The organism is Corynebacterium pygosceleis, from assembly GCF_016595275.2.
Classification (GTDB): Bacteria; Actinomycetota; Actinomycetes; order Mycobacteriales; family Mycobacteriaceae; genus Corynebacterium; species Corynebacterium pygosceleis.
This window is the reverse complement of sequence record NZ_JAENIQ020000002.1, coordinates 402,975-426,671: the sequence shown is the minus strand read 5'-3', so window position 1 is coordinate 426,671 and position 23,697 is coordinate 402,975. Positions and strand designations below refer to the sequence as shown.

Annotated in this window: 18 protein-coding genes; 11 read left to right on the top strand and 7 right to left on the bottom strand. The window is 67.9% G+C overall.

The features are described 5' to 3' along the window. Nucleotides 1–32: 32 nt before the first annotated feature. The gene (locus JIM94_RS05225; RefSeq protein ID WP_200255483.1) at nt 33–464 is read right to left on the bottom strand and encodes a DUF2631 domain-containing protein; all 432 of its coding nucleotides are present in this window, start codon (nt 462–464) and stop codon (nt 33–35) included. Nucleotides 465–727: 263 nt separating this feature from the next. On the opposite strand from JIM94_RS05225, the gene dxr reads away from it, so the two are divergent. From dxr to JIM94_RS05190, 7 genes are all read left to right on the top strand, one after another. Then, entirely contained in the window at nt 728–1,897 is a 1,170-nt protein-coding gene (gene dxr / locus JIM94_RS05220; RefSeq protein WP_200255481.1) for a 1-deoxy-D-xylulose-5-phosphate reductoisomerase, read from the top strand. A 93-nt stretch (nt 1,898–1,990) separates the two neighbouring features. Further along, complete coding sequence (locus tag JIM94_RS05215) at nt 1,991–3,202, top strand: site-2 protease family protein (RefSeq protein ID WP_200255473.1); 1,212 nt, start codon at nt 1,991–1,993, stop codon at nt 3,200–3,202. Between the two features lie 157 nt (nt 3,203–3,359). Continuing rightward, the gene (ispG, locus tag JIM94_RS05210) at nt 3,360–4,502 is read left to right on the top strand and encodes a flavodoxin-dependent (E)-4-hydroxy-3-methylbut-2-enyl-diphosphate synthase (protein WP_200255620.1); all 1,143 of its coding nucleotides are present in this window, start codon (nt 3,360–3,362) and stop codon (nt 4,500–4,502) included. Nucleotides 4,503–4,672: 170 nt separating this feature from the next. Then, on the top strand, nt 4,673–6,628 hold the full coding sequence (locus JIM94_RS05205) for a penicillin-binding transpeptidase domain-containing protein (RefSeq protein WP_200255471.1): 1,956 nt from the start codon (nt 4,673–4,675) through the stop codon (nt 6,626–6,628). Nucleotides 6,629–6,719: 91 nt separating this feature from the next. Further along, nucleotides 6,720–7,625, top strand: a complete 906-nt coding sequence (map, locus tag JIM94_RS05200; protein ID WP_200255469.1) for a type I methionyl aminopeptidase — start codon at nt 6,720–6,722, stop codon at nt 7,623–7,625. Between the two features lie 12 nt (nt 7,626–7,637). Beyond that, nucleotides 7,638–9,074, top strand: a complete 1,437-nt coding sequence (locus JIM94_RS05195) for a cobyric acid synthase (RefSeq protein ID WP_200255461.1) — start codon at nt 7,638–7,640, stop codon at nt 9,072–9,074. 175 nt (nt 9,075–9,249) lie between these two features. Next, the gene (locus JIM94_RS05190) at nt 9,250–9,753 is read left to right on the top strand and encodes a hypothetical protein (protein ID WP_200255459.1); all 504 of its coding nucleotides are present in this window, start codon (nt 9,250–9,252) and stop codon (nt 9,751–9,753) included. Here JIM94_RS05190 and JIM94_RS05185 read toward each other — a convergent pair. From JIM94_RS05185 to JIM94_RS05160, 6 genes are all read right to left on the bottom strand, one after another. Next, a complete protein-coding gene (locus tag JIM94_RS05185) occupies nt 9,750–10,505 on the bottom strand; it encodes a hypothetical protein (protein ID WP_200255457.1) in 756 nt (251 codons plus the stop codon). The two genes, JIM94_RS05190 and JIM94_RS05185, sit on opposite strands and share 4 nt — an antisense overlap. A 108-nt stretch (nt 10,506–10,613) precedes the next feature. Then, a complete protein-coding gene (locus JIM94_RS05180; protein WP_200255455.1) occupies nt 10,614–12,203 on the bottom strand; it encodes a PTS ascorbate transporter subunit IIC in 1,590 nt (529 codons plus the stop codon). A gap of 31 nt (nt 12,204–12,234) precedes the next feature. Beyond that, nucleotides 12,235–13,056, bottom strand: coding sequence for a PTS sugar transporter subunit IIAB (locus JIM94_RS05175; protein WP_200255453.1), 822 nt, complete (start codon nt 13,054–13,056; stop codon nt 12,235–12,237). Nucleotides 13,057–13,131: 75 nt separating this feature from the next. Next, nucleotides 13,132–14,532 (bottom strand): MFS transporter, encoded by a 1,401-nt coding sequence (locus tag JIM94_RS05170; RefSeq protein WP_200255452.1) that lies wholly within the window; start codon nt 14,530–14,532, stop codon nt 13,132–13,134. A 91-nt stretch (nt 14,533–14,623) separates the two neighbouring features. Next, nucleotides 14,624–16,012 carry a mycothione reductase gene (mtr, locus tag JIM94_RS05165; RefSeq protein WP_200255450.1) on the bottom strand — a complete coding sequence of 463 codons (1,389 nt, stop codon included), beginning with the start codon at nt 16,010–16,012 and terminating at the stop codon, nt 14,624–14,626. Nucleotides 16,013–16,098: 86 nt separating this feature from the next. Further along, on the bottom strand, nt 16,099–17,127 hold the full coding sequence (locus JIM94_RS05160; protein WP_200255448.1) for an alpha/beta hydrolase: 1,029 nt from the start codon (nt 17,125–17,127) through the stop codon (nt 16,099–16,101). A 634-nt stretch (nt 17,128–17,761) separates the two neighbouring features. On the opposite strand from JIM94_RS05160, the gene mqo reads away from it, so the two are divergent. The 4 genes from mqo to JIM94_RS05140 all read left to right on the top strand — a co-directional run bounded on the left by mqo (nt 17,762) and on the right by JIM94_RS05140 (nt 23,696). Next, on the top strand, nt 17,762–19,270 hold the full coding sequence (gene mqo / locus JIM94_RS05155) for a malate dehydrogenase (quinone) (protein ID WP_200255445.1): 1,509 nt from the start codon (nt 17,762–17,764) through the stop codon (nt 19,268–19,270). A 2-nt stretch (nt 19,271–19,272) separates the two neighbouring features. Next, nucleotides 19,273–20,382: an AAA family ATPase gene (locus JIM94_RS05150; RefSeq protein WP_200255443.1), complete on the top strand. Its 1,110-nt coding sequence runs from the start codon at nt 19,273–19,275 to the stop codon at nt 20,380–20,382. Continuing rightward, nucleotides 20,342–21,133 (top strand): vWA domain-containing protein, encoded by a 792-nt coding sequence (locus JIM94_RS05145; RefSeq protein ID WP_200255612.1) that lies wholly within the window; start codon nt 20,342–20,344, stop codon nt 21,131–21,133. Before JIM94_RS05150 ends, JIM94_RS05145 begins: the two co-directional genes overlap by 41 nt. A gap of 163 nt (nt 21,134–21,296) precedes the next feature. Then, complete coding sequence (locus JIM94_RS05140; protein ID WP_200255433.1) at nt 21,297–23,696, top strand: HtaA domain-containing protein; 2,400 nt, start codon at nt 21,297–21,299, stop codon at nt 23,694–23,696. The last annotated feature ends 1 nt before the right edge of the window (nt 23,697 follow it).

Below are 23,697 nucleotides of genomic sequence, written 5' to 3'. Positions count from 1 at the left end.
CCGGATCCGGATCGCGGTCGGTGCGGGGTGGCCTAGGAGTCGATGGCGTGACGTCCCGCGCGGCCCGGGACGGTGGCCGGGTCGATGTTCAGGGAACGCAGCTGCGAATCGGTCAGGTCCGCGTATGCGCCGGTGAGATTGTGCTGATCGTGGGCCCAGTCGGGTTCGACGTGATCGATCGGCTTGTTGCGTGCGGTGACCGTACGGACCTGGTTCAGCTTCGGCTGGAACAGGTTGAGCAGCAGTCCGATCACGATCAGTGCGGTGATGGAGAACAGCCAGATCGTCTCCACGTGTCCGCGGTGGTTGCCGAAGTGGTAGGCCAGAAGGAAGGCGACCGAGATCCAGCCGGAGATCTGGATGGCGTTACGGCTCAGACCGTGCCAGCCCCAGGCGGCCGAGGGCTCGTCGAGCGTTGACACTCCGTTGTGGATCTGGGGAACGTTGTGGTCGGAACCAGACACGTCAAACTCCTTATGGGATAAAGCGCACATACCGAAATCGCATTCTGTTGACGTCATCATCTCACATCGGCTGGCCGACGGCGACTCGAAACCGGCCGGCAGGCGGCGGGATGCGACAAATCAACACGAAAATCCCCGGAACAACCTGGATTCGTCCCACCGTCCGCTGAAAAGTCCGGCCGGTCCCGCCCCTTTCGGGTGTAGCGGAAAGTTGGATGAGGGGAGGTCGGCCGGTTCCGCATCCGCATCAGATCAATGGAACAATGGGCGGGGTGAGCAGACGCGTTCTTATTCTGGGAAGTACCGGTTCCATCGGAACCCAGGCCATCGAGGTCATCGACGCCAATCCGGACGCCTTCGAGGTCGTCGGGATCGCGGCGGGAGGTTCCGACCCCGCGCAGATCATCGCGCAGGCGCGGGCGCTGCGCCTCGACGCCGGGCGGGTGGCCGTCGCCGACGGCGCCGCGGCGGAGGAGGTGTCCCGTGCCCTCGGTGGAACGGTGATCGCCGGACCCGATGCGGCCCGGGACCTCGTCGCGGCCGTGGAGGCGGACACGGTCCTGAACGCTCTCGTCGGTTCGATGGGGCTCGCGGCGACACTGGCGGCCCTGGACTCCGGGGCCGTGCTCGCCCTGGCCAACAAGGAGTCGCTGGTCGCCGGTGGTGACCTTGTTCTCCGTGCCGCGAAACCCGGCCAGCTGGTTCCCGTCGACTCCGAGCACTCCGCCATGGCGCAGTGCCTCATGTCCGGTATCGGCCGGGAGGTTTCCCGCCTGGTGCTCACCGCCTCGGGTGGGCCGTTCCGGGGCAGGACACGGAGCCAGATGATGGATGTGACACCGCAGGAGGCGGCCGCGCACCCCACCTGGTCCATGGGGCAGATGAACACCCTGAACTCGGCGACCCTGGTGAACAAGGGGCTCGAGTTCATCGAGGCGTCGCTCTTGTTCGGGATCCCCGGCGACCGGATCGATGTCGTCGTCCACCCCCAGTCGATCGTGCACTCGATGGTCACCTTCGTCGACGGTGCGACCATCGCGCAGGCGTCGCCGCCGTCGATGAAGCTACCGATCTCGATGGCACTGGACTGGCCGAACCGGGTGCCCGGTGCCCAACCCGCCCTCGACTTCACCGGTTCCTTCTCCTGGGATTTCGAACCCGTCGACCACACCTCCTTCCCCGCGGTGAAACTCGCCGCGCAGGTCGTCTCGGCGGGGGGAACCTGGCCGGCGGTCTACAACGCCGCCAACGAGGAGGCCGCCGCGGCGTTCCTCTCCGGGAGGATCCGTTTCCCGGAGATCGTCGACACCGTCGCCGAGGTCCTCGACCGTGCCCCGCAGTTCGCCCGACCCGCAGGCACGGTCGATGACGTCCTCGACGTCGAGCGGCGGGCACGCGGCCTGGCCGGCCGGATCCTCGACGGGAAACGGTGAACCGGCCACCGCTGTGCGAAACTTGGGGCGCCGCAGAAGGCGGTCGACCCTATCCGGGACCACTGACAGACATGCAAGGGGAGTGACCTCACCGTGGGTTATCTGCTGGGCGTCATTCTTTTCGCCCTCGGTATCGCGCTGACCATCGCACTGCACGAGGCCGGGCACATGGGTGTCGCCCGGCTGCTGGGCATGCGGGTGCGGCGGTATTTCATCGGTTTCGGCCCCACCGTCGGCCAGTTCACACGCGGCCACACCACCTACGGTCTCAAGGCCGTCCCGCTCGGTGGGTTCTGCGACATCGCGGGCATGACAGCCAACGATCCGCTCACGCCGGAGGAGGAACCGCTCGCGATGTGGCGGAGGCCCGCGTGGCAGCGCATCGCGGTCCTCGCGGGTGGCGTGGTGATGAACACCTTCGTCGGTCTCGTGCTGATCTACACGGTCGCCGTGACCGCCGGTATCCCGGATCCGGACGTGGATCTCACCCCGACGGTCGACGGAACCGCCTGTGTCGCCCCGGCCCAGAACCCCGACGGGACACTCGTCCCCTGTTCCGGCCCGGGGCCCGCCGCTGAGGCGGGCATCGGTGCCGGTGACCGGATCACCGCCGTCGACGGGCGGACGGTGCACACCTTCATCGAGCTCCGCGACACCGTCATGGGCAAGCCCGGTGACACCGTTGAACTCACCGTCGAACGTGACGGGGTGTCCCGCGCGGTGCCGGTCGTCGTCGCGGAGGCCACCCGGATCAACACCGCGGGGGAGGAGGTCACCGTCGGGGCGATCGGCGTCTCCCGGGCGCCGGTTGCGAACGTGTTCCGTTCCTACGGTCCGGTGGAGGGGATCGGCGCCTCGCTGAGGTTCGCGGGTCTGATGTTCTCCGGCACCGTCGAGGGACTGATCTCCTTCCCCGCGAAGATCCCCGGGGTCGCAGCCTCCGTGGTCGGTGGCGAACGTGAACAGGACTCGCCCGTCAGTGTCGTCGGTGCCACCCGGATCGGCGGTGAACTGGCCGAGCGCAGTGAATGGGCGACATTCCTGATGATGCTCGCCAGCCTGAACTTCTTCCTCGCGCTGTTCAATGTCGTGCCGCTCCCGCCCCTGGACGGCGGGCACATCGCCGTCGTCGTCTGGGAGAAGCTCCGGGACGCGGTCCGGAGGCTGCGGGGCCTGCCCCCGGGCGGCCCGGCGGACTACCGGGGGCTGATGCCGCTGACCTACGCGGTCGCCGCGGTTCTGTTGACGGTCGGCATGATCGTCATCGCTGCCGACGTGGTCAATCCGATCCGGTTGCCCGGCTGACCGATCATCTGACGGAGGATCCCCTGGCCGGACAGGTCTCCCGCCCGGTGCTACCATCGACCCCGACGACCCACCCGTATCCCACCCACGAGCACCGACCTGCAGGCGGTGCGCGACAAGGAGTTCTTTCACTGTGACTATCCCCATCGGACTCGGCATGCCCGAGGCGCCGCCGCCGGTGCTCGCCCCGAGACGCAGGACCCGGCAGTTCATGGTCGGGAGCGTCGGCGTCGGATCGGACCACCCGATCTCGGTGCAGTCGATGACGAACACGAAGACCCACGACATCAACGCCACCCTGCAGCAGATCGCCCAGCTCACAGCCACGGGCTGCGACATGGTGCGTGTGGCGTGCCCCAAACCGGTCGACGCGGAGGCGCTGCCGATCATCGCGAAGAAGTCGCCGATCCCCGTGATCGCCGACATCCACTTCCAGCCCAAGTACATCTTCGCGGCGATCGACGCCGGATGCGCGGCCGTCCGCGTCAATCCCGGCAACATCAAGGAGTTCGACGGTCGGGTCAAGGAGGTCGCGCTCGCGGCCGGATCCGCCGGGATCCCCATCCGCATCGGCGTCAACGCCGGTTCGCTGGACAAGCGGATCATGGAGAAGTACGGCAAGGCCACCCCGGAGGCCCTCGTCGAATCGGCTCTCTGGGAGGCCAGCCTCTTCGAGGAACACGGTTTCGGGGACATCAAGATCTCGGTGAAACACCACGATCCCGTGATCATGGTCGAGGCCTACCGGCAGCTCGCCGCGCAGTGTGATTATCCGCTGCATCTCGGTGTCACGGAGGCCGGCCCGATGTTCCAGGGCACCATCAAGTCCTCGGTGGCGTTCTCCGCGCTGTTGGCCGAGGGCATCGGTGACACGATCCGGGTGTCGCTGTCCGCTCCGCCGGAGGAGGAGATCAAGGTCGGTGACATGATCCTGCAGTCGCTGAACCTGCGTCCGCGCAAGCTCGAGATCGTGTCCTGCCCGTCCTGCGGACGTGCCCAGGTCGACGTGTACAAGCTCGCCGAAGAGGTCACGGCGGCTCTCGACGGGATGGAGTTCCCGCTGCGTGTGGCCGTGATGGGGTGTGTCGTCAACGGTCCCGGTGAGGCCCGTGACGCCGACATCGGTGTGGCCTCCGGCAACGGCAAGGGCCAGATCTTCGTCAAGGGTGAGGTCATCAAGACCGTGCCCGAGTCGCAGATCGTCGAGACCCTGATCGAGGAGGCGATGAAGATCGCCGAGGAACTCGGCCTCGAGGAAGGTAGCGTGAGCGGGTCCCCCGAGGTCAAGGTCACCTCCTGACCCTCCTGCCCACCGGGACCGCGTGCCGATGCCCCCCCGGGGTGTCGGCACGCTTTTCTGTGCGCCACACGGCTATCCGGCAGTCCCATCCGTCACAACTTGGTGGTTCCGGTCACGGCACGCCGTGAGGTTCCGTCCCCCGGGACGGTCCTGTTGCTACCTTGAACCCCATGAAGAAGACGTCCACGCTGCTCACGGTGATCATGATGGTTGCCGTCGGGTTGGTGGGCTGCACCCCCAAACCGCCGCCGGTCGACGGTGCGGTCGAGGATTTCTTCGCCGCCGTCTCGGAGGGCGACTTCGACGCCGCGGGCGCCCTGACCGATGATCCCGTGTCCGCCGCGGACATGCTGCGGGAGTCCTTCGAGGGGTTGCAGGCCGAGGGAATCGGGGTTGAACTCGATGAGCTGTCCACCGGGGAGAACACCGCCACCGCCGGGTTCACCGTCGACTGGTCCCTTCCCCGCGACCGTGAACTGCGCTACCCGTCGCGCATGTCCCTCAGCAGGGTCGGCGGAGAGTGGCTCATCCGCTGGCGGCCGAACCTCCTCCACCCCAGGCTGGGAGCGAACCAGCACCTCGAACTCCGTGCGATCAACGCCGAACGGGCACGTGTCATCAGCGGTGACGGTGTCGCACTGCTGGAGCCCGGAACCACCTACAGGGTCCTCGTCAACGCGAAAGGGCTCAAGGACCCGGACGCCACGGCCCGGACCGTCGCCCGCGCACTCGATGCGGCGCACTCCCGTGACCGAAGTGTCTCCACCGTCAACGCCAACGAACTCGCGGACAACCTCCGCCGTGCCACGGGCATGTACTCCGTGGGACTGGTCAACGAGATCGAGGGGCCGAAGGTTGTGGAGGCCCTCGACGGCGTCGACGCCGTGACGGTGAACCCGGAGGCCGCGATGGTCCGCACCGACCGTGACTTCGCGCCCGACATCATCTCCCGGGTCGAACGTATCGTCAACGACGATCTCGACGGGGAGCGTGGCTGGCAGGTCGCTATCGTCAACGCGTACGGCGCGCAGATCGACACCCTGGAGACCCACGCCCCGACACCGGCGCCCGCCGTCCGGGTGAGCCTCGACACCAGGGTCCAGCGCGCGGCCCAGGCCGCGGTCGATCTGCGCGGGGAGATGAAGGCGATGATGGTGGTCATGCGTCCCTCCACCGGAGAGGTGCTCGCCATCGCGCAGACCGCCGAAGCCGACCGCGACGGATCGGTCGCGCTCATGGGCCAGTACCCGCCCGGGTCGACGTTCAAGATCATCACCGCGACCGCGGGAATGATGGATGAGGGACTGACCCCCGACAGCATCGTGCCCTGCCCGGGGGCGATGGAGATCGGTCACCGTATCGTCAACAACTACAACGGTTTCTCCCTCGGTTCGGTGCCGCTGGAGCGTGCCTTCGCGGCGTCCTGCAACACCAGTTTCGCGGACATCTCCGCCCGTCTGGAACCCGGTGAACTGCAGGATGTCGGGAAGCGGTTCGGTCTGGGACTCGACTACACCATCGAGGGGCTGGGCACCGTGACCGGTTCCGTTCCGCGCGGGGAGGAACTCGTCGACCGGACCGAGGCGGGCTTCGGCCAGGGCCGGGATCTCGCCAGCCCCTTCGGCATGGCACTCGTCGCCTCCACCGCGGCGACGGGGCACACCCCCGTGCCCGTGCTCATCAACGGACACGAAACCACCGTCAGCGAACAGGTCGACCCGCCCAGTCCCGCCGCCATCGAGGGACTGCAGCGCATGATGCGCCAGGTGGTCACCACCGGAACCGCGCGCGGTATGCGGGCCGGGGGAGCGATCCACGGCAAGACCGGTGAGGCGGAGATCGCGGGCGGTTCCCACGCCTGGTTCGCCGGTTTCCGCGACGACGACATCGCCTTCGCCACACTGGTCGTCCTCGGTGGTGGGTCGGAGACGTCCGTGGCCATCACCGACCACTTCTTCCGGGCCCTCGACGACCCGTCCCTGCTGCCTCCGCGGGATGCGGCGCGCCCGCGGGCCCGCGAAGAGGAGGAGACTCCGCTACCTGAGGAAGCCCCCGCACCGGTCGCGCCGGAAGCTCCGACCCCCGGCGGCTCCGACGTTGCAGCGGTCCCGCCGCCGTACCTCTAGGTGCGTGTCGTCGGCGCCCCGGACCACACGGATCCCGGAAAGTTCGGTGCACCGGCACCTGCCCGTCGCGCCGCCCGCCGGCAGCGCTACGATGGTGGGCATGTCTAACGCACGCGCACGCCTGACCCCCGGAAAACAGAGCCCCGTCCGCACGGTACCCAAGCACATCGAGCGTCCGGAATACGTCTGGCGGGACACGGTCAGGGAGGCGTGCGGTGAACCGTTGATCCAGACCCCGGAGACCGTCGAGGCCATGCGGGAGGCCAGCCGTATCGCCGCGAACGCGCTCGCCGTCGCGGGGCAGGCGGTCGCCCCGGGTGTGACCACCGACGAGCTGGACCGCATCGCCCACGAATACATGTGTGACCACGGTGCCTACCCGTCGACCCTGGGCTACCGGGGTTTCCCGAAGTCCTGCTGCACCTCGCTCAACGAGATCGTCTGCCACGGCATCCCGGACTCGACGGTGATCCGGGACGGCGACATCGTCAACATCGACGTCACCGCCTACAAGAACGGTGTCCACGGCGACACCAACCGCACCTTCCTGGCCGGGGACGTCAGCGAGGAGCACCGTCTGCTCGTCGAGCGCACCTACACCGCCACGATGCGGGGCATCAGGGCGGCGAAGGCCGGCCGCGAGATCAACGTCATCGGGCGGGTGATCGAGTCCTACGCGAAACGCTTCGGGTACTCCGTGGTGCGGGACTTCACCGGCCACGGTGTCGGCCCGACGTTCCACAACGGTCTCGTCGTCGTGCACTACGACAACCCGGAGGACCGCACCATCCTCGAACCCGGCATGACGCTCACGGTGGAACCGATGATCAACATCGGTGACCTGCCCTACGACATCTGGGACGACGGCTGGACCGTGGCCAACCGGGACGGAAAGTTCACCGCCCAGTTCGAGCACACCCTCGTCATCACCGAGGACGGCCCGGAGATCCTGACCATCCCCGACGCCGAGATCGACTCCTACGGCCACGACAGCTGATCCGGGCCAGTCGTGTCCGCGGTCCTCATCGCCGGAACCACCTCCGACGCCGGTAAATCCGTCATCGTCGCGGGAATCTGCCGGGCACTGGCCCGCCGCGGCGTCTCCGTCGCGCCGTTCAAGGCGCAGAACATGTCGAACAACTCCGCCGTCTGCCCCGACGGCGGGGAGATCGGCCGGGCCCAGGCGTTGCAGGCCACGGCCTGCGGGCTGGACCCCAGCGTGGACTTCAACCCGGTGCTCCTCAAACCCGGCGGCGACCGCACGAGCCAACTCGTGGTCCGGGGGCGGGCCACCGGTTCGGTGAGCGCCCGGAACTACATCGAGCACCGCACCCACCTCAGGCAGGTCGCGGCCGGGTGCCTGACCGACCTGCGCCACCGGTTCGACGTCGTCGTCTGCGAGGGGGCGGGGTCACCGGCGGAGATCAACCTCCGGGCCACCGACGTCGCCAACTTCGGTCTCGCCGAGGCCTGCGACCTGCCCGTCTACATCGTCGGGGACATCGACCGCGGGGGAGTGCTCGCCCATCTCTACGGAACCCACCAGATCGTCGCCCCCGGGGACCGGGCCCGGATCCGCGGGTTCATCATCAACAAGTTCCGCGGTGACCGGACCATCCTCGATCCGGGCCTCGTCCAGCTCGAGGAACTGACCGGGGTACCCACCGTCGGGGTGCTGCCGTTCATCGACGGTCTGTGGATCGACGCCGAAGATTCGCTCCAGTCGCCACTCGGCGCGAGCGTCGGCCCCGCAACGCCCGCCCTGGGCACCCGGCGCCTGAGGGTCGCGGCGGTCCGACTGCCGCGGATCTCGAACGCCACCGATGTCGAGGCACTCGCCTGCGAACCCGGGGTGAGTGTCGTCTGGTCGGCAGACGCGGACCAGATCGCCGACGCCGATCTCGTCGTCCTGCCCGGGACACGCGCCACCGTCGCCGATCTCGCGTGGCTGCGCCGGACGGGGATCGCCGCGGCCGTCACCGCACGCGTACGGGAGAACCGGCCGGTGCTCGGGATCTGCGGTGGCTACCAGATGCTGTGCCGCAGCATCACCGACCCCGTGGAGTCCGGTTCCACCGTCCCCGTTGACGGGCTCGGGGTGTTCGACACCGACATCGTGTTCCACCCGGACAAGACGCTCATCCGGCACGAGGGGGGAGCCTACGAGGTGCACCACGGCCGGGTCGTCCGCTCCACCGAACAGCCGTGGATCGGGGAGGAGGGATCCAGACGCGGCGTCATCTTCGGAACCCACCGGCACGGCCACCTCGAACACGACGGACACCGACGTGCCTTCCTCCGGGACGTCGCCGCAGCCACCGGGCGAAACGGCTTCGTCCTCGCGGCGGACACCTCCTTCCACGCCGAACGCCTCCGCCAGCTGGATCTGATAGCGGACGCGGTGGAACGGGCGATCGACCTGGACGGCATCATCGGACGTCGGTGACCCGGTAACCCCCGCTGCACGACGCCAATCGGTGGACGACCACTGCACACCGGTGGAAACCTGAACCCGATCTGATCGGTTACGGGGGTGGTTTTCGGGCCGTGCAGAAAAGAGAATCTGCTATAACGGGCCTTGTTCCCCCCTCATCCTGTCCCGCACACCAGGAGTCCCCACCATGCACAAGCTGTCCCGGCGGATGACCGCCACCATCGCCTCAACCCTTCTGCTCCTCGGCGCGTCCCCCGCGGTCGCCTCCGCGGACGAGCACGTGTTCGGTTCATCGGGGACCAGCTCCTCCGAGGCCACCCTCGAGTGGTTCATCGGACAGATCATCCAGGTGTTCGGGATGCCCCTCCACCCTCACTCCGACACGACCGTGGAACCCGCGACCGGCATGCACTCCGAGCATCAGACCGACTTCTTCTACACCGTGGTCGACAACGACACCATCCGCATGACGATCCCCTCCGGTGACGGCGGCTGCTACGGGGTCCGTGGCGTGGTCACCACCACGCCAACCACCGTCGGCGTCGCCGCCGTCGAAGGGCTCCGACCGGGCGTCGGCGAAGGGCCGTGCAGTGCCGTCGCCAGCTACCCGAGGATCGACGTGAAGGTCCCGGGTGGCATCAACGGGCGTGCGATCACGAAGATCACCCTCGGCGCCGACCAGTTGAACTAGCCCGTCATCTCGGGGTGTGCCGGTCGATCACGGTAGGTCACGCCGGCCACCACGGGCAGCGCCGCCGCGATGATGTACGCCCACGCCAGCACGATGCTCGGGGCCCGGGCCGGCCACCACGTGACCGGTGTGGCCGCGAGAACAACCGCGTAGACCATCGTCGCCGCGAGGATCGCGGCCGCGACGGTGACCGCCACCGATCTCCATCCACGGTGGCGTCCGCCGCCGCGCCGGGTGTCGGCGAGCACGGGGACGCAGCCCAGTAGCGCGAGGATCGCGGAGACCACGACCAGGCCTCGGGTGGCCGCGGTGTCGGGGCCGAGCGCGAACCAGCCGGTGGCGGCGGCCCCGAGCACACTGAAGCCCGCCCGTGGAGCCCAGCGTCCGGGCAACTGCCCGATGCCGCCGACGAGGCAGGCGACGACCGCCGGGGGAGTGAGATACACCGTGGCCAACGTCGTCAGTGTGAACACCTCGTCGAGTGTGGTGAACCGACTCACCGCGACGAGCACCCCCAGCGTCAGCAACGCGATGCCCCCCGCCGCCGACGACGCGCGGAACACCGTCATCCTGCCGGCCCGGTACAACTGGGCCAGTGCACTGGCCGCACCGAATGTGACGGTCGCCGCCGCCAGCCCCGCGTAGCCGATGTGGCTCCGTGTGTAGGTGACACCGAGGGTCGCCAGCAGCACCGCCACGGCGGCGGCTATCGACGCCGTGGCGGCGGGTACGTCACTGCGGTTCGGGGGCATGGTCGGGAGAGGCACGGGGAACCGGGGCTTTCGGGATCGTCGGGTCAGCGTCGGTCGCGGCCCCTCATTCTAGCCGCGCGTACCCCGTGACGCCGATGGCCGGGCCGGTCACGCCGTGGTGCCGGCCCCCTTCTCCCGGAGCGGCGGGGGAAGCGGGGCACCCTCGGGTGGGGCGACCTTCGGGTACCCGCCGGTGCCACCGGATGTGGCGGACGCACCCCCGGGAGCGGCGGGTGAACCACCGACCGCGGATCCCGCAGGCACCGCCGTGCGCACGGGACTCGGATCCCACCCCGTGTCGACGACACGACGCTGGACCAGAATCGCCCCGCCGAGGATCGCGGCTCCGATGAACAGGAGAAGGATCGTGCCGCCCACGGCGCCGGTCTTCGCCGCCGCGCCGATGAGAATGCCGAACCAGGCGAAGTCGGCGTCCCCGAAGGTGGTGTTCTCACCGGAGAAGACACCCAGCACCTGCATGAGGAACGCGGGGCCGAGGGTGATGAACAGGCCGTTGGCGAATGCGCCGGCCACGGCACCGCGTCGTCCGCCGGTGGCGTTGCCGTAGACACCCGCCGCACCACCGGTGAAGAAGTGGGGGACCAGACCGGGGAGGATCAGCACCACGCCGAACAGCGGATTGAACGCCACCTGCAGCAGCGCCAGGCCGACGAGTCCGCCGATGAAGGAGGACACGAAGCCGATGAGCACGGCGTTCGGCGCGTAGGGGAACACGATCGGGCAGTCGAGGGCCGGGACGGCCCCCGGCACGAACTTCGCGGCGATCCCCTGGAACGCAGGTACCAGTTCACCGAGGATGGTGCGCACACCGAACAGAATCACCGCCACGCCGACGCCGAACTGCAGGCCGAGGGTGAACGAGTGCATGAGGTAGGCACCCACGTCGGAGGCACCGTCCTCGAACGCGGTGAACGCCTCGTCCCGTCCGGCCCGAACGAGGAAGATCACCGCGAGGATGACGTACATCAGCGCCATGGACAGTGCGGTGGCGACCATCGAGTCCCGGAGGAACTTCAGGCCCTCGGGCAGTTTGAGGTTCTCGGTGGAGGGGGACAGTTTCTCCGGTTTGCGGCCGCCGACGAGCGAGCCGACCCCACCCGCGACGATGTACCCGGCCGTACCGAAGTGTCCCATGGCGATCGAGTCGTCGCCGGTGATCCGCCTGGTCCACGGGTGCACGAACGCAGGCAGGGACACCATGAGGATACCCAGCAGCACCGCCCCGAGCGGGACCGTGACACCCGCGGAGAATCCCGCCGTCGCCAGGACGATGGTGATCAGTGTCGCCATGAACAGCACGTGGTGCCCGGTGAGGAACACGTAGTGCAGGGGAGTGAACCGGGCGAGGAGCAGGGACACCGCGAAGCCGAGGACCATCAGCCAGGCGACCTGTGCGCCGTAGTTCTCCTGCGCGATCCCCACGATCGCCTCATTGGTCGGGACCACGCCCCGTGCACCGGTCGCGCCGGTGATCATCGTGCCCAGGGGTTCCAGTGACGCGACGACGAGGCCTGCGCCCGCGCCGATGAGCAGGAAGCCGAGTGTCGCCTTGACGGCACCGCCGATGACCTCACCCGTGGATTTGCGCAGTGCGGCGAGTCCCACGGCGGTGATGATGCCGATGAGGAACGCCGGCACCGAGAGAATCTGGTTGACCAGGAACTCGATGACGACCATGTCGGAAGTCCTTTCTGTGTGTTGGTGCCGTTCAGACCGCGTAGATCCCGCGGAGCGCGGCGTCGATCTCGTCGGTGGAGGTGAAGTCGGAGATCACCCGCACCGGGACCCCCAGATCGCCGAGTGCGCGGGCGATCTCCCCGGAGGTGAGGATGCAGTCCGCGTCCCCCGCCCTGCCTTTCGCGGAGATGGTGTCGGTGGCCTCCACCCTCATGTGGCGGGACCAGCCCCAGCCGTCGAGGACGTCCTCGAGGGTGTTCTTCAGGAACAGGGAGGTGCCCAGCCCGTTGCCGCACACCGTGAGGATCAGTCCCTTGCTGGGTACGGTCTCCGACGTGCCGGTGCCCTCGGCGACCGTGGTGGTCGCGGATGTCGGACGGGCTTGTTCCCGTCGTGTGCCCGTGGGGTCTCCGGAGAGGATCCGGTGGACCTCCCGCGGACTGTCCGCCCGTGTGATCTCCACCCGCTTCCGTTCCGGTCTGAAGGAGCGTGCGAGTTGTCGCATGGCCGACAGGTGGGTGTCCGGGTCGGTGGCGGCCAGGGCGACGACCAGTGACACGGGATCATTGTCGGGGTGTCCGAAGGCGACCGGTTCGGCGAGGACGGTGAGCGACATGCCGGTCCGGTGCACGGCAGGTGACGGGCGGGCGTGGGCGAAAGCCAGACCCGGTGCGATGACGATGTACGGCCCGTTGTCGCGGACGGTGTCGATCATCTCCCCGGTGTAGTCCGGTGTGCAGGTTCCGGAGTCCACGAGGAGTTGTCCGGCGTGCCGGATCGCCGCCTCCCAGTCATCGGCGTGGACGTGCACGGCGATGGTGTCCGGGGTGAGTAGTTCGGTGAGATCAGCCATGATCCGACACTATGACGTGTGAGAGGTGACGCGCCAGGGTCTCGGATGTGGCCTGCGTCCCCACGGAATGTGCTGTCAGTGGCTGTGGTGCGGCGCGTCAGCGGATTCCCCGGCACCCGGGCGCCACAGCCACACGAACGGGACGACGGCCAGCGCGAGGACGAGGTAGGTGACGAGGAACCGGGACTGGGCCCCGAGGTCGGCGGTGGCGGACAGCACCAGGGCACCGACCGCCACCGCGATCGTCATACCCGTTATCCCGGCCACCTGCAGGGCGGAACCGATGAATCCCGTTCGTTCCGGGGGACTCAGCTCGAGTGCGTCACTGGAGATACGCGGGTAGACGAAGCCGATGCCGAACGCGGAGAGTCCCCACCCGAGCACGGCGATCCCCCAGTGCACCCCGGTCATCGCGGCCAGGGCGACGATGAGCAGACCCGGTGCCATCGCCGCGGCAGCTGTTCTGCACACCAGAGGTGTCGGGAGATGCCCCGCATGGCGGGCCTGGATGTGGGAACCGAGGAACCAGGTGACGCCACTGGCCGTCAGGCCCAGACCGGTGAGGGTGGGGCCGAGCCCGTACACGTCGGCGAGGAGCAGCGGAACGTAGATCTCCGCGGCGAGGACCATGTCCGTGAGCACCCTGGACGAGACCAGCCGTGGAACGCCCGGGCGGCCACGGAGGGTTCCGGCGGGCACGAGCGGGCGGATCGAGACGGCTATGACCGGCAGCACGAGCACGAAACCGAGGAACGCGGCCCCGACCGCCAGCTGGGACGAGTAGTTGAGGATCCCGGCGGCTGCGGACAGCGTGAGGGCGGCGAGGAGCATGCGTGTGCTCCCCGGGGACAGGGTGCCGCCGGTGGCCGGTACCGTCCGCACGGCGGGCCACAGCAGGACCGCCGCGGCGAGCAGCAGCACGAGGGTGAACAGGAACACCGCGTGCCAGGTGAACGTCTCGGTGAGGATCCCCGCGAATGCGGGTCCGACCAGTGACGGGATGACCCAGGCCCCGGAGAACGCGGCGAACACCGTGGCGCGCAGATGCGCCGGATACACCTGCGCGATCACCGCGTAGATGGCCACGATCACCGCGCCGATCCCGAACCCCTGGATTCCGCGCGAGATCAGGAAGACCGTCATGTCCGGTGCCACGACCGACAGCGCCAACCCGACGGCCAGGATGCCGGTGCCCGTCATCAGCGAGAGGCGGACACCGGCGACATCGGTCGCGATTCCGGCGGCGACCATCGCCAGGATCGACACGGCGAAGGGGATCGCGAACGCCAGTGAGTAGGAACGTGTGTCGCCGAGTACCTCGGTGATCCGGGGCATCACCGCCGTGACGGCGGTGTTGTCGAAGGCGCAGGCCGTGATGGCCATCAGCAGGCCGACGGTGGTCGCGAGATACGCGGGGGAGAAAATGCCGTCCCGCTTCTGACGGGTTGTTCTTCGGGGGAGTGAACCGGACTGCATAGCGGGCGATCCTACCCGAGCGCGGGAACACCGGCCCGTCCCCTCCGGAGGGGACGGGCGTGACCTCCCCGGGGAGCACCGGGGTCGGGACCTAGAACTCCAGGCCGAGGAGAGCGTTCTCGATGAGCTCGGGGAGCGCCGGGTGGATCCAGTACTGGTCACGGGCGACGTCGCGGACGTCGAGATCGAAGGCCATCACCGTGATCAGCTGCTGGATCAGGGTGGAGGCCTGCGGGCCGATGATGTGCGCGCCGAGCAACCGCCCGCTGGAACGGTCGGCGATCAGTTTGGCGAAGCCGGTGTCGTCCTCCATCGCCCAACCGAAGGCCACATCACCGTAGTTCTGCACCTTGACGGTGATGTCGTGTCCGGCGTCACGGGCCTCGTCCTCGGTGAGTCCGACACTCGCGATCTGCGGATGGGTGAAGATCGCGGCGGGGACGTTCTCGTGCGGCATCGGCTTGAGGTCATCCGGGTGGAGCAGGTTGTGCCGCACCGTGCGCATCTCCGCGTTGGCGACGTGCTTGAGCTGGTACGGCGAGCTTATGTCCCCGAGCGCCCAGACACCGTCGGCGGTGGTCCGGCCGTACTCGTCGACCCTGATGCGCGGTCCGTCCATCTCGATGCCGGCCGCGCCCAGATTCAACTGATCCCCGTTCGGGGTGCGGCCGGTCGCGGCGAGGAGCACCTCCGAGGTGACCTCGGATCCGTCGTCGAGCTTCAGTGTCACGCCGTTCTCGTCCTCGGTCGCCCCGGTCGGGGTCACGCCGAGCCGGAGGTTGAACCGCTTCGCGGCGAGTTCGGTGTAGCGGTCGGAGATGGCGGTGTCCGTCTGCCGCAGCAACCGTTGCGACCGGTTGACCAGTGTGACGTCGACCCCGAGGGAGGCGAAGACGTGGGCGAACTCGACGGCGATGAATCCGCCACCGAGCACCGTCATCGTCTTCGGCAGTTCCTCGAGCCGCATGATGGTCTCGTTGGTGTGGTACGTCACGCCTGATTCCGCGATCGCCGGCAGAATCGTGGGCCGTGCACCGGCGGCGATGATGATCGTGTCGCCGGTGACGGTGACGACCTCCTCTCCGGTCCCGGTCTCGATGGTCCGTTCCCCGACGAAGCGCGCGGCCCGGTCGTAGACGTCGATGTTCGGGGTCTCGTCACCCCGGCGGTAGGCCTCCCCGCCGTCGGCGATGGGATCGATGCGGCGGCCGAAGACGCGCTCGCGTATCGACGCCCAGTCCACACCGTTGAGCTGTGCGTCCAGGCCGTAGGTCGCGGCGTTGCGGATCTCCTCCGCCACGTCGGCGGTGTAGACGTACATCTTCGTCGGGATGCAGCCGACGTTGAGGCAGGTGCCGCCGAAGCGGCCCTTCTCGATGATGGCGATCTTCTTGTCGTCGAACTCCGGTCCGGGGATGGAGTTGCCGGATCCGGTTCCGATGATGATGAGGTCGTAGTGGGTGGGGGAGGAGGTTGTCATTGTCTGTGTCCGTTGTTCCTTGTTCGTGTCCGTGTCTTCGCCGGGAGCGGTCGCACCCGGCGGCGTGGTGTTTCCCGGATGATCGCTCAGCCCCGGTCGGCGAGGGTGTCGTTCAGCCAGTCGACCGTCCCGGTGAAGGCGCGTTCCCTCGGCCGGCGGAGGGAGAGCCAGACGTCGTGCCGGGCGCCCTCCACCGGGAGCACGGTGACACCGGCCCCGAGCGACGGCGCCCACCGCCGGATCTGGTGCACGTCGAGCACCGCGTCCGAGGTGTCGGTGATCGCCGAGTACGGCTTGTTCAACCAGGACTGCGTGGAACACAACACCAGAACGGGTACCCCGCATTCCACACCCCCCGCCTGGATCACGTCCTGGCCCCTGACGACGGCGGCGAGCCACCCCACGTTCTTGGCGTGTCCGGCGATCGGTTTCATCCGTGTGTCGAACTCCCACTCCCCGTGGTGCCCGGCGTGGATCGAATGCCCGTAGGCGGCCAGTCCACCGGGGAGATCGAGTTCGGGACGACGGGCCCCCAGCGCACGGATCAACGGTCGGGACCACCGGTCGAGCGGTGACGGGAACATCAGGTCCAGCCACGGGCTGTTCAGCACCGCTGCGGCGATAGCGGAGTGCCGTGCAGCGGCCGTGGCATCGCCCGCGAGGGCGGATCTGCGGAGATGGTCGAGCCACAACGGTGCGATGAGTCCACCGGTGGAGTGCGCCTGGATGACACAGGTGCCGTGTTCCTCCCGTACCGCGTCAAGTACCGAATCGAGATCATCGAAGTACCGACGCAGGTCCCGGATGTCGTGCCACAGTTGGCCGGCGAGGTGCGACCGTCCGCACTTGCGCAGATCCACGCCGTACACCGCGTACCCCTCGTCGTGGAACCGTTCGGCGACGTGCCGGTGGAAGAAGTAGTCGCTCATGCCGTGGACGAAGATCATCGCGGTACGGTCCCCGTGATCCGGGCACCGGTCGGGAAGGTAGCGCACGAGTGTCGCCACGACGGGTCCGTCTCCCTCGGGATCCTCGCCCAGTCGCAGGGTGCGTCGGGTGAATCCCTCGCCCAGGATGTCGGCGGTGTAGCTGTCGGAGATCGGGAGGTCACTCATACGGACCACCCTAACCCGGCACACCCGGGGCCGGGTGTTCCTCCGGCCGTGACGGAGGAACCTGCGGGGTGGGACCCGGTCCCGCTCCGGGGGTGGCCCGGGGGCCGACGGATGCGTCGACTGTCGTCGGCCGTGCGGTGATCCGGGCGGAAGACGGGAGGGATGGTCCGTCCCCGTTCCGTTCCCGGGGTGGCCGGACCATTTCGGGGGTAACCGGCTTTGTCGGAGACTCTCCTGTCGGATCCGGGTGTCTGGGGGTGTGGGCGGACATTCGCGGTAAAGTCCGAGGTGATGCAGGGGCCTCCACGTGTTTCGGGGGTGTCTGAGGGTGGTGATGTGGGCATCGGGACCGGGGTCATACTGATACCCCCGGGGCTCAAGGCGTAAGGTATTAACGCGATAGGCCAGTCCAGGGGATCCTCCGCTGCGCCACCCGGATGCTGGTGACGGCGCCGTGGATCAGTGGTGATCGGTCGGTGCCTTTCGTTCGATTCCATCGGTGCAGTGTCGTGTCGTGCGTGTCCCGGCACTCACCGGGACGACGGGACGCCGGGACGGACGGCGCGTCCGGGGAACCCGGAATCCGGGACTGGGATAGATGCACGATTCAAAGAACTAGCGAAGGTTGAATACAGTGTCTGACTCCAAGGTTTCAGCAGCTCATGTGACGGATGAGGTAGACGTCTGTCTGATCGGTGCCGGTATCATGTCCGCCACTCTCGGTGCGATGCTCCGGCAGCTTGAACCGGGGTGGTCACAGCTCGTCTTCGAGCGCCTCGACGGTCCCGCGGAGGAGTCCTCCTCCCCGTGGAACAACGCCGGTACGGGCCACTCCGCGCTGTGCGAACTGAACTACACGCCCGAGGTCAACGGGGAGATCCAGACCGCCAAGGCCGTCGCGGTGAACGAGAAGTTCCAGATTTCCCGGCAGTTCTGGTCCTACCTGCTCGAGAACGACCAGCTCGACAGCGCGCGGGACTTCATCAACCAGGTTCCCCACGTCTCCTTCGCCCAGGGCGAGGACCAGGTCACCTACCTGCGTAAGCGCTACGAGGCGCTGTCCGCGCACCCGTTGTTCCCGGACATGCAGTTCACGGATGATCAGCAGAAGTTCGCCGAGTTCCTGCCGCTGATGGCGGAGGGCCGTGATTTCGACCGGGAGAAGGTCGCGATCTCCTGGACCGATGCGGGCACGGACATCAACTACGGTGCCCTGACCCGTCAGTTCATCCGGAACGCGGAGCAGGCCGGTACGGAGATCCGCTACGGGCATGAGGTGGAGGACATCATCCGCGACGGCGCGAAGTGGAAGATCCGGGTCAGGAACGTCCACACCGGTGACACCAGTGTGGTGCGCGCCAACTTCGTGTTCGTCGGTGCGGGCGGCATGGCTCTGCCGCTGCTCCAGAAGTCGGGTATCCCGGAGATCCGTGGCTTCGGTGGTTTCCCCGTCTCCGGCGAGTGGCTGCGCTGCACCAACGAGGACATCATCGCCCAGCACCACGCGAAGGTCTACGGCAAGGCCTCGGTCGGTGCACCGCCGATGAGTGTCCCGCACCTGGACACCCGTGTCATCGACGGCAAGACCGGTCTCCTGTTCGGTCCGTACGCCGGATGGACGCCCAAGTTCCTGAAGAAGGGTTCCTGGTTCGATCTGGTCAGGTCGCTGCGGCCCACGAACATCCCCTCCATGGCTGCGGTCGGTGTCCAGGAGATGGGCCTGACCAAGTACCTCATCACCGAGGTCATGAAGGACGCCGGGGCACGGATGGAGTCTCTCCGGGAGTACATGCCGAGTGCGCGTTCGGAGGACTGGGAGCTGGTCACCGCAGGGCAGCGCGTCCAGGTGATCAAGCCCGTGGGTGCACCGAGGTTCGGTTCCCTCGAGTTCGGCACCGCCCTCATCAGCGATGCGGAGGGGTCGATCGCGGGTATTCTCGGCGCATCTCCGGGTGCCTCCATCGCACCGGCCGCGATGCTCGAGCTCCTCGAACGGTGTTTCGGTGACCACATGGTCGCGTGGGGGCCGAAGATCAAGGAGATGGTCCCCACCTACGGGACGAAGCTCGCGACGGACACCGCGCTGTTCCGTGAGACCTGGGAGCGCACCCAGAAGACCCTCAAGCTGGAGGGGCAGGACTAGCGGTGCCGCACTCCACCCCCGACGCCGGTTTTCCGTTCGCTGCGGTCGTGGGTCAGGACCAGCTCCGGCTGGCCCTGATCCTCAACGCGGTCTCGCCCCGGATCGGGGGTGTCGTTGTGCGCGGGGAGAAGGGCACGGCGAAGACGACGACGGTGAGGGCGTTCGCGGCCCTGCTCGGTGGGGCTCCCCTCGTGAATCTGCCGATCGGTGCGACCGAGGACCGGGTCGTCGGTTCCCTCGACATCGAGACCGTTCTCACCACGGGGCGCGCCGACTACCACCCCGGACTCCTGGCGCAGGCCCACGGTGGTGTCCTCTACGTGGATGAGGTGAACCTGCTCGCGGATCATCTCGTCGACACGCTCCTCGACGCGGCCGCCACCGGCCGGGTCACCATCGAGAGGGACGGTATCTCGCACAGTTCCCCGGCGGATTTCGTGCTCGTCGGCACGATGAACCCGGAGGAGGGCGAGTTGCGTCCACAGCTGCTCGACAGATTCGGTCTCGCGGTCGACGTCGCCGCATCCCGTGACGTCGAGGTGCGGAGGGAGATCATCCGCCGTCGTCTCGACTATGAGGCCGATCCCGCCGCTTTCGCGTCCGCATGGGCCGCCGAGGACGCGGATCTCGCCGCCCGGATCGTCCGTGCCCGACGCATCCTCCCGACGGTCGAGCTCACGGACACGAACCTCGCCCGCATCGCTCACGTCTGCGCGAGTTTCGACGTCGACGGGATGCGTGCGGACCTCGTCATCGCCCGTACCGCGGCGGCGTGCGCGGCCTACCGGGGGGACACGACGGTCACGGACGACGACATCCGGACCGCGGCACAGCTCGCACTTCCGCACCGGCGGCGCCGCGACCCCTTCGACGAACCCGGGCTCGACGGGGACAGACTCGACGAGACGATGGAGGAGGCACGTGACGAACACCCCGACAGCGAGCCGTCCGGGGACACGGGGACACCGCAACCGGACGAGCGTCCCGACCCGGATACCGGGGCGGATGAACCGGCACCGGAACTGACGGGGGACGGGGAGCCGACGGACGACGGAAAGGCAGGTCGCGCCGATCAGGGCGCCCCCTTTCGTTCCCCGGGCACTCAGGCGTAAGGGGGCCGGGGAGGAGGGCATCCCCGGAAGAAGATCCAGGTCGTGGTCGGCTCAGGGGCAGAACGTCCGCGCGGTGGCCGGAGGACACGGACTGAACGTGGTCGGAACTGTTCTCGCCGCGGCGGAACGGGGTGCCCGGATCACCGACGGGCTCATCGACTTCCGTCCGGAGGATCTGCGTGGATCACTCCGGCGGGGTACGGAGTCGAATCTGATCGTCTTCGTGGTCGATGCCTCGGGTTCCATGGCGGGCAGGGACCGGCTGTCAGCGGTGACCGGTGCCGTTGTCTCGATGCTCCGGGACGCCTATCAGCGACGTGACCGTATCGCGGTGATATCGGTCCGGGGCTCCGCCCCGGAGGTACTTCTTCCACCGACGGGATCCACCGTGGCCGCGGTCCGGCGACTCGACGGTGCGGTCACCGGTGGCCGCACCCCTCTCGGGGAGGGGCTGATGATGGCACATGAGCTCGTGGAGAGGGAACACCGCAGAGAGCCCGGGCGGCGGGCGCTGCTCGTCGTGCTGTCCGACGGCCGGGCCACCGGGGCATCCGGCACCGCCGGGGTCCGACGTGCGGCCGCGGTCATCCGCGACCGGGGACTCGCCGGAAGCCTCGTTATCGACTGCGAACGCGCGGGACGGATCCGGCTGGGACTGGCCGCGGACCTGGCGAAACGACTCGAGGGGGTCTGTGTCCGGCTGGACGAGATCTCGGCGGATTCGGTCGCGGGGGTCATCGAGGCGGTCTGAGGGACCACCCGTCCGGAGTGAGTGTTCCCTCACATTCGGGGAACACCGTCCACAGAAACCTGAGAAAGAGCTAAAATAGCGCTCATCTGCTGCGCGGTGGATTCCGGAGATGGAGTCCGGGGAACAGGTGCGGTACCGACTCCGAGACCATGAAGGACACCCCATGACAAGAAGAAACACCCGTCTGCGCCGAACGGGAACCGCGGTGCTCGTCTGCCTCGCCCTGGGCACCGGACCACTGGCGGCCGCGCCGGCGTCCGCCGACGAGAACAATCCGATCGGTCTCGAGCACACGGCGGAGAAGACCGAGTACGCCGATGACACCCCGGCGATGTACTGGAACGTCCGTGATCTGTTCATGCAGATCTCGGGAGGCGCCGACACGACCCTTGACGGGGCACGGCAGGGGAGCGGTGACATCATCTGGCCCTTCGTCGGGCGGGACACCACCCCTGACGGTGAGGTCAGGGTCCGGTACCACGGCACCGCGAACATCCGCAGTTTCTGCGAGACCCCCGATGAGGTCCGTGGCACCTGCCAGCTCGACCTGACCTTCTCCCAGCCCTGGGTCACCTACGATCCGGCGACCGGGCGGGGCGTGTTCAGTGCGATCGTGCACACCGTCAACCGGAACTCCGGTGAATGGGAGGGGCCGGACCGAATCGATCTGGCCACCTTCGACCTGAAGAACGGCCGGTACAACACCAACGGTGACCTGACCACCTGGGCCGATGTCCCCTCCGCCCTCACCCGCGCAGGCGCGCACGCCTTCAGCGACATTCTCGAGGAGGGGGACTCGTTGTCGCTGCTCGACTTCACCTACACCGGCGCGCCGGGGTTCACGGGTGCGGGGGCCGGCGGCTATTCGACGACGGCCTCGGAGCACACCGGTGTCGTCCTGGAGCACGCCGCGAGAATCTTCCCCCGGTCCGACGGCTCGGTGGTTCTCGTCGCGGGGGACCACGACCTGAACACCGCGGTGCTGCTCGGCCCGGACATGAGGCAGATCGGGGAGAAACGGGGCATCGACCTCGACAGTGACAATCCCTCGGCGTTCGATGCGGCCGGAGACATCCTCTACTTCGCCGGTTTCAACGAACCCGCCGGTTTCCTCGACCCGGTGGTGGACACCCCCGTGTACAGGGTGGCCGTCACCGCCGCCGGTGTCGGTGAACCGGAGCTCATCGTCAGGGTGCCGGACCGCGTGACCTCACTGGGGTTCAATTCCGCGACCGGTGAACTCGGTGTCATCCACCAGAAGAGGAACGGTGGGGACCGGTTCACCACGATCGTTCCCGGGGGCGCCGCAACGACCGTCGACCTGCCCGACGGGCACACGCTCTACGGTGTCCCGGAGGACGATGAATACTACTCGGACGGTGTCTACGGTGAGTACACGCCCAACGGGCAGGCCTCGAAACTCTTCGGTCTCCCGGACGGTACCTGGTTGTCGGTGAACGACCACGGAACGAACTTCGTCGCCGGAACCACCGACGGCTTCGGTGATCCGCGTAAGCGTGGGGCCGCACCCGTCCACGTCACACCGAAGGAGGAGGTGACGGCGACCGTCATGACGGAGGCCTGGCCGCAGTACGAGTTCGTCGCCTCCAATGACGGCGTCACCGTCCGCGGAAACCGGATCGCCATCTGGAACGACTACGCCGACCAGGAACGGCAGGGCGTGGCGGTCTACTCCTACGAGGGGGGAGAGTTCACCCTCGTCCACGCCCGTGACAAGGTGGTCGTCGGGGACCGGAACCTCGCGAACATCGCGGGTGGGGCATTCGATGACGCCGGTAACCTCGTCCTCACCGACGCGGACAAGTCCACCCTGGTGATCATCGACCCCGCGACCTACGAGGTTCTCGATTCCGCGACACTGTCGAGCTTCATGAAGGGGACCGAGAGCAACCAGAACGAGAGCGTCATCGCGACGGGGAACCGGATCGTCGTCATCGACGGTCGGCCCACCACCGGAGACCCCGACGGTGATCTCGGTACCTACATCGGACTGCAACTGCTGGAGGAGGCGACCTCCGCCGGGAAACTCGATCCGGGTGTCACCCCGTTCCATCTCGACGAGTCCCTCAACGGTGGCGCCGGGGTCCCGGTGACCGATGCCCGCGACCTGGAACCCGTCTACGGTGTGTCCGCGGCCGTGGTCGGGCGCACGTCCCGTTCGACCGCCCCCACCTTCACCTCGGAAAGTGGTCGGGCCCCGGGTGCGGTGACGTACTCTCTCGAGGGGGATCGCCCGGGTGGTGCGGAGGTCGACCCCGTCTCGGGTGTCGTCACACTGACGCCCGGTCCCGCCGACGAGGGGAAGACGATCGGGGTGGTTGTCACCGTGACCTACGGTGACGGCAGCACCGACAGGACGATCGCCGCGTTCTCGGTGACGGTGGGGGACGGGGAACCCGGTGGCGGATCCGGTTCCTCCGGCATTCCCGTCCTGATCCCGATGCTGACCGTCGGCGGATTCCTCGCTCTGATCGCGGGACTGATCCACTACCTCCGGACACAGATGCCGGGGGCGTTCCACCTGCCCTGGGCTGCCCGCTGAG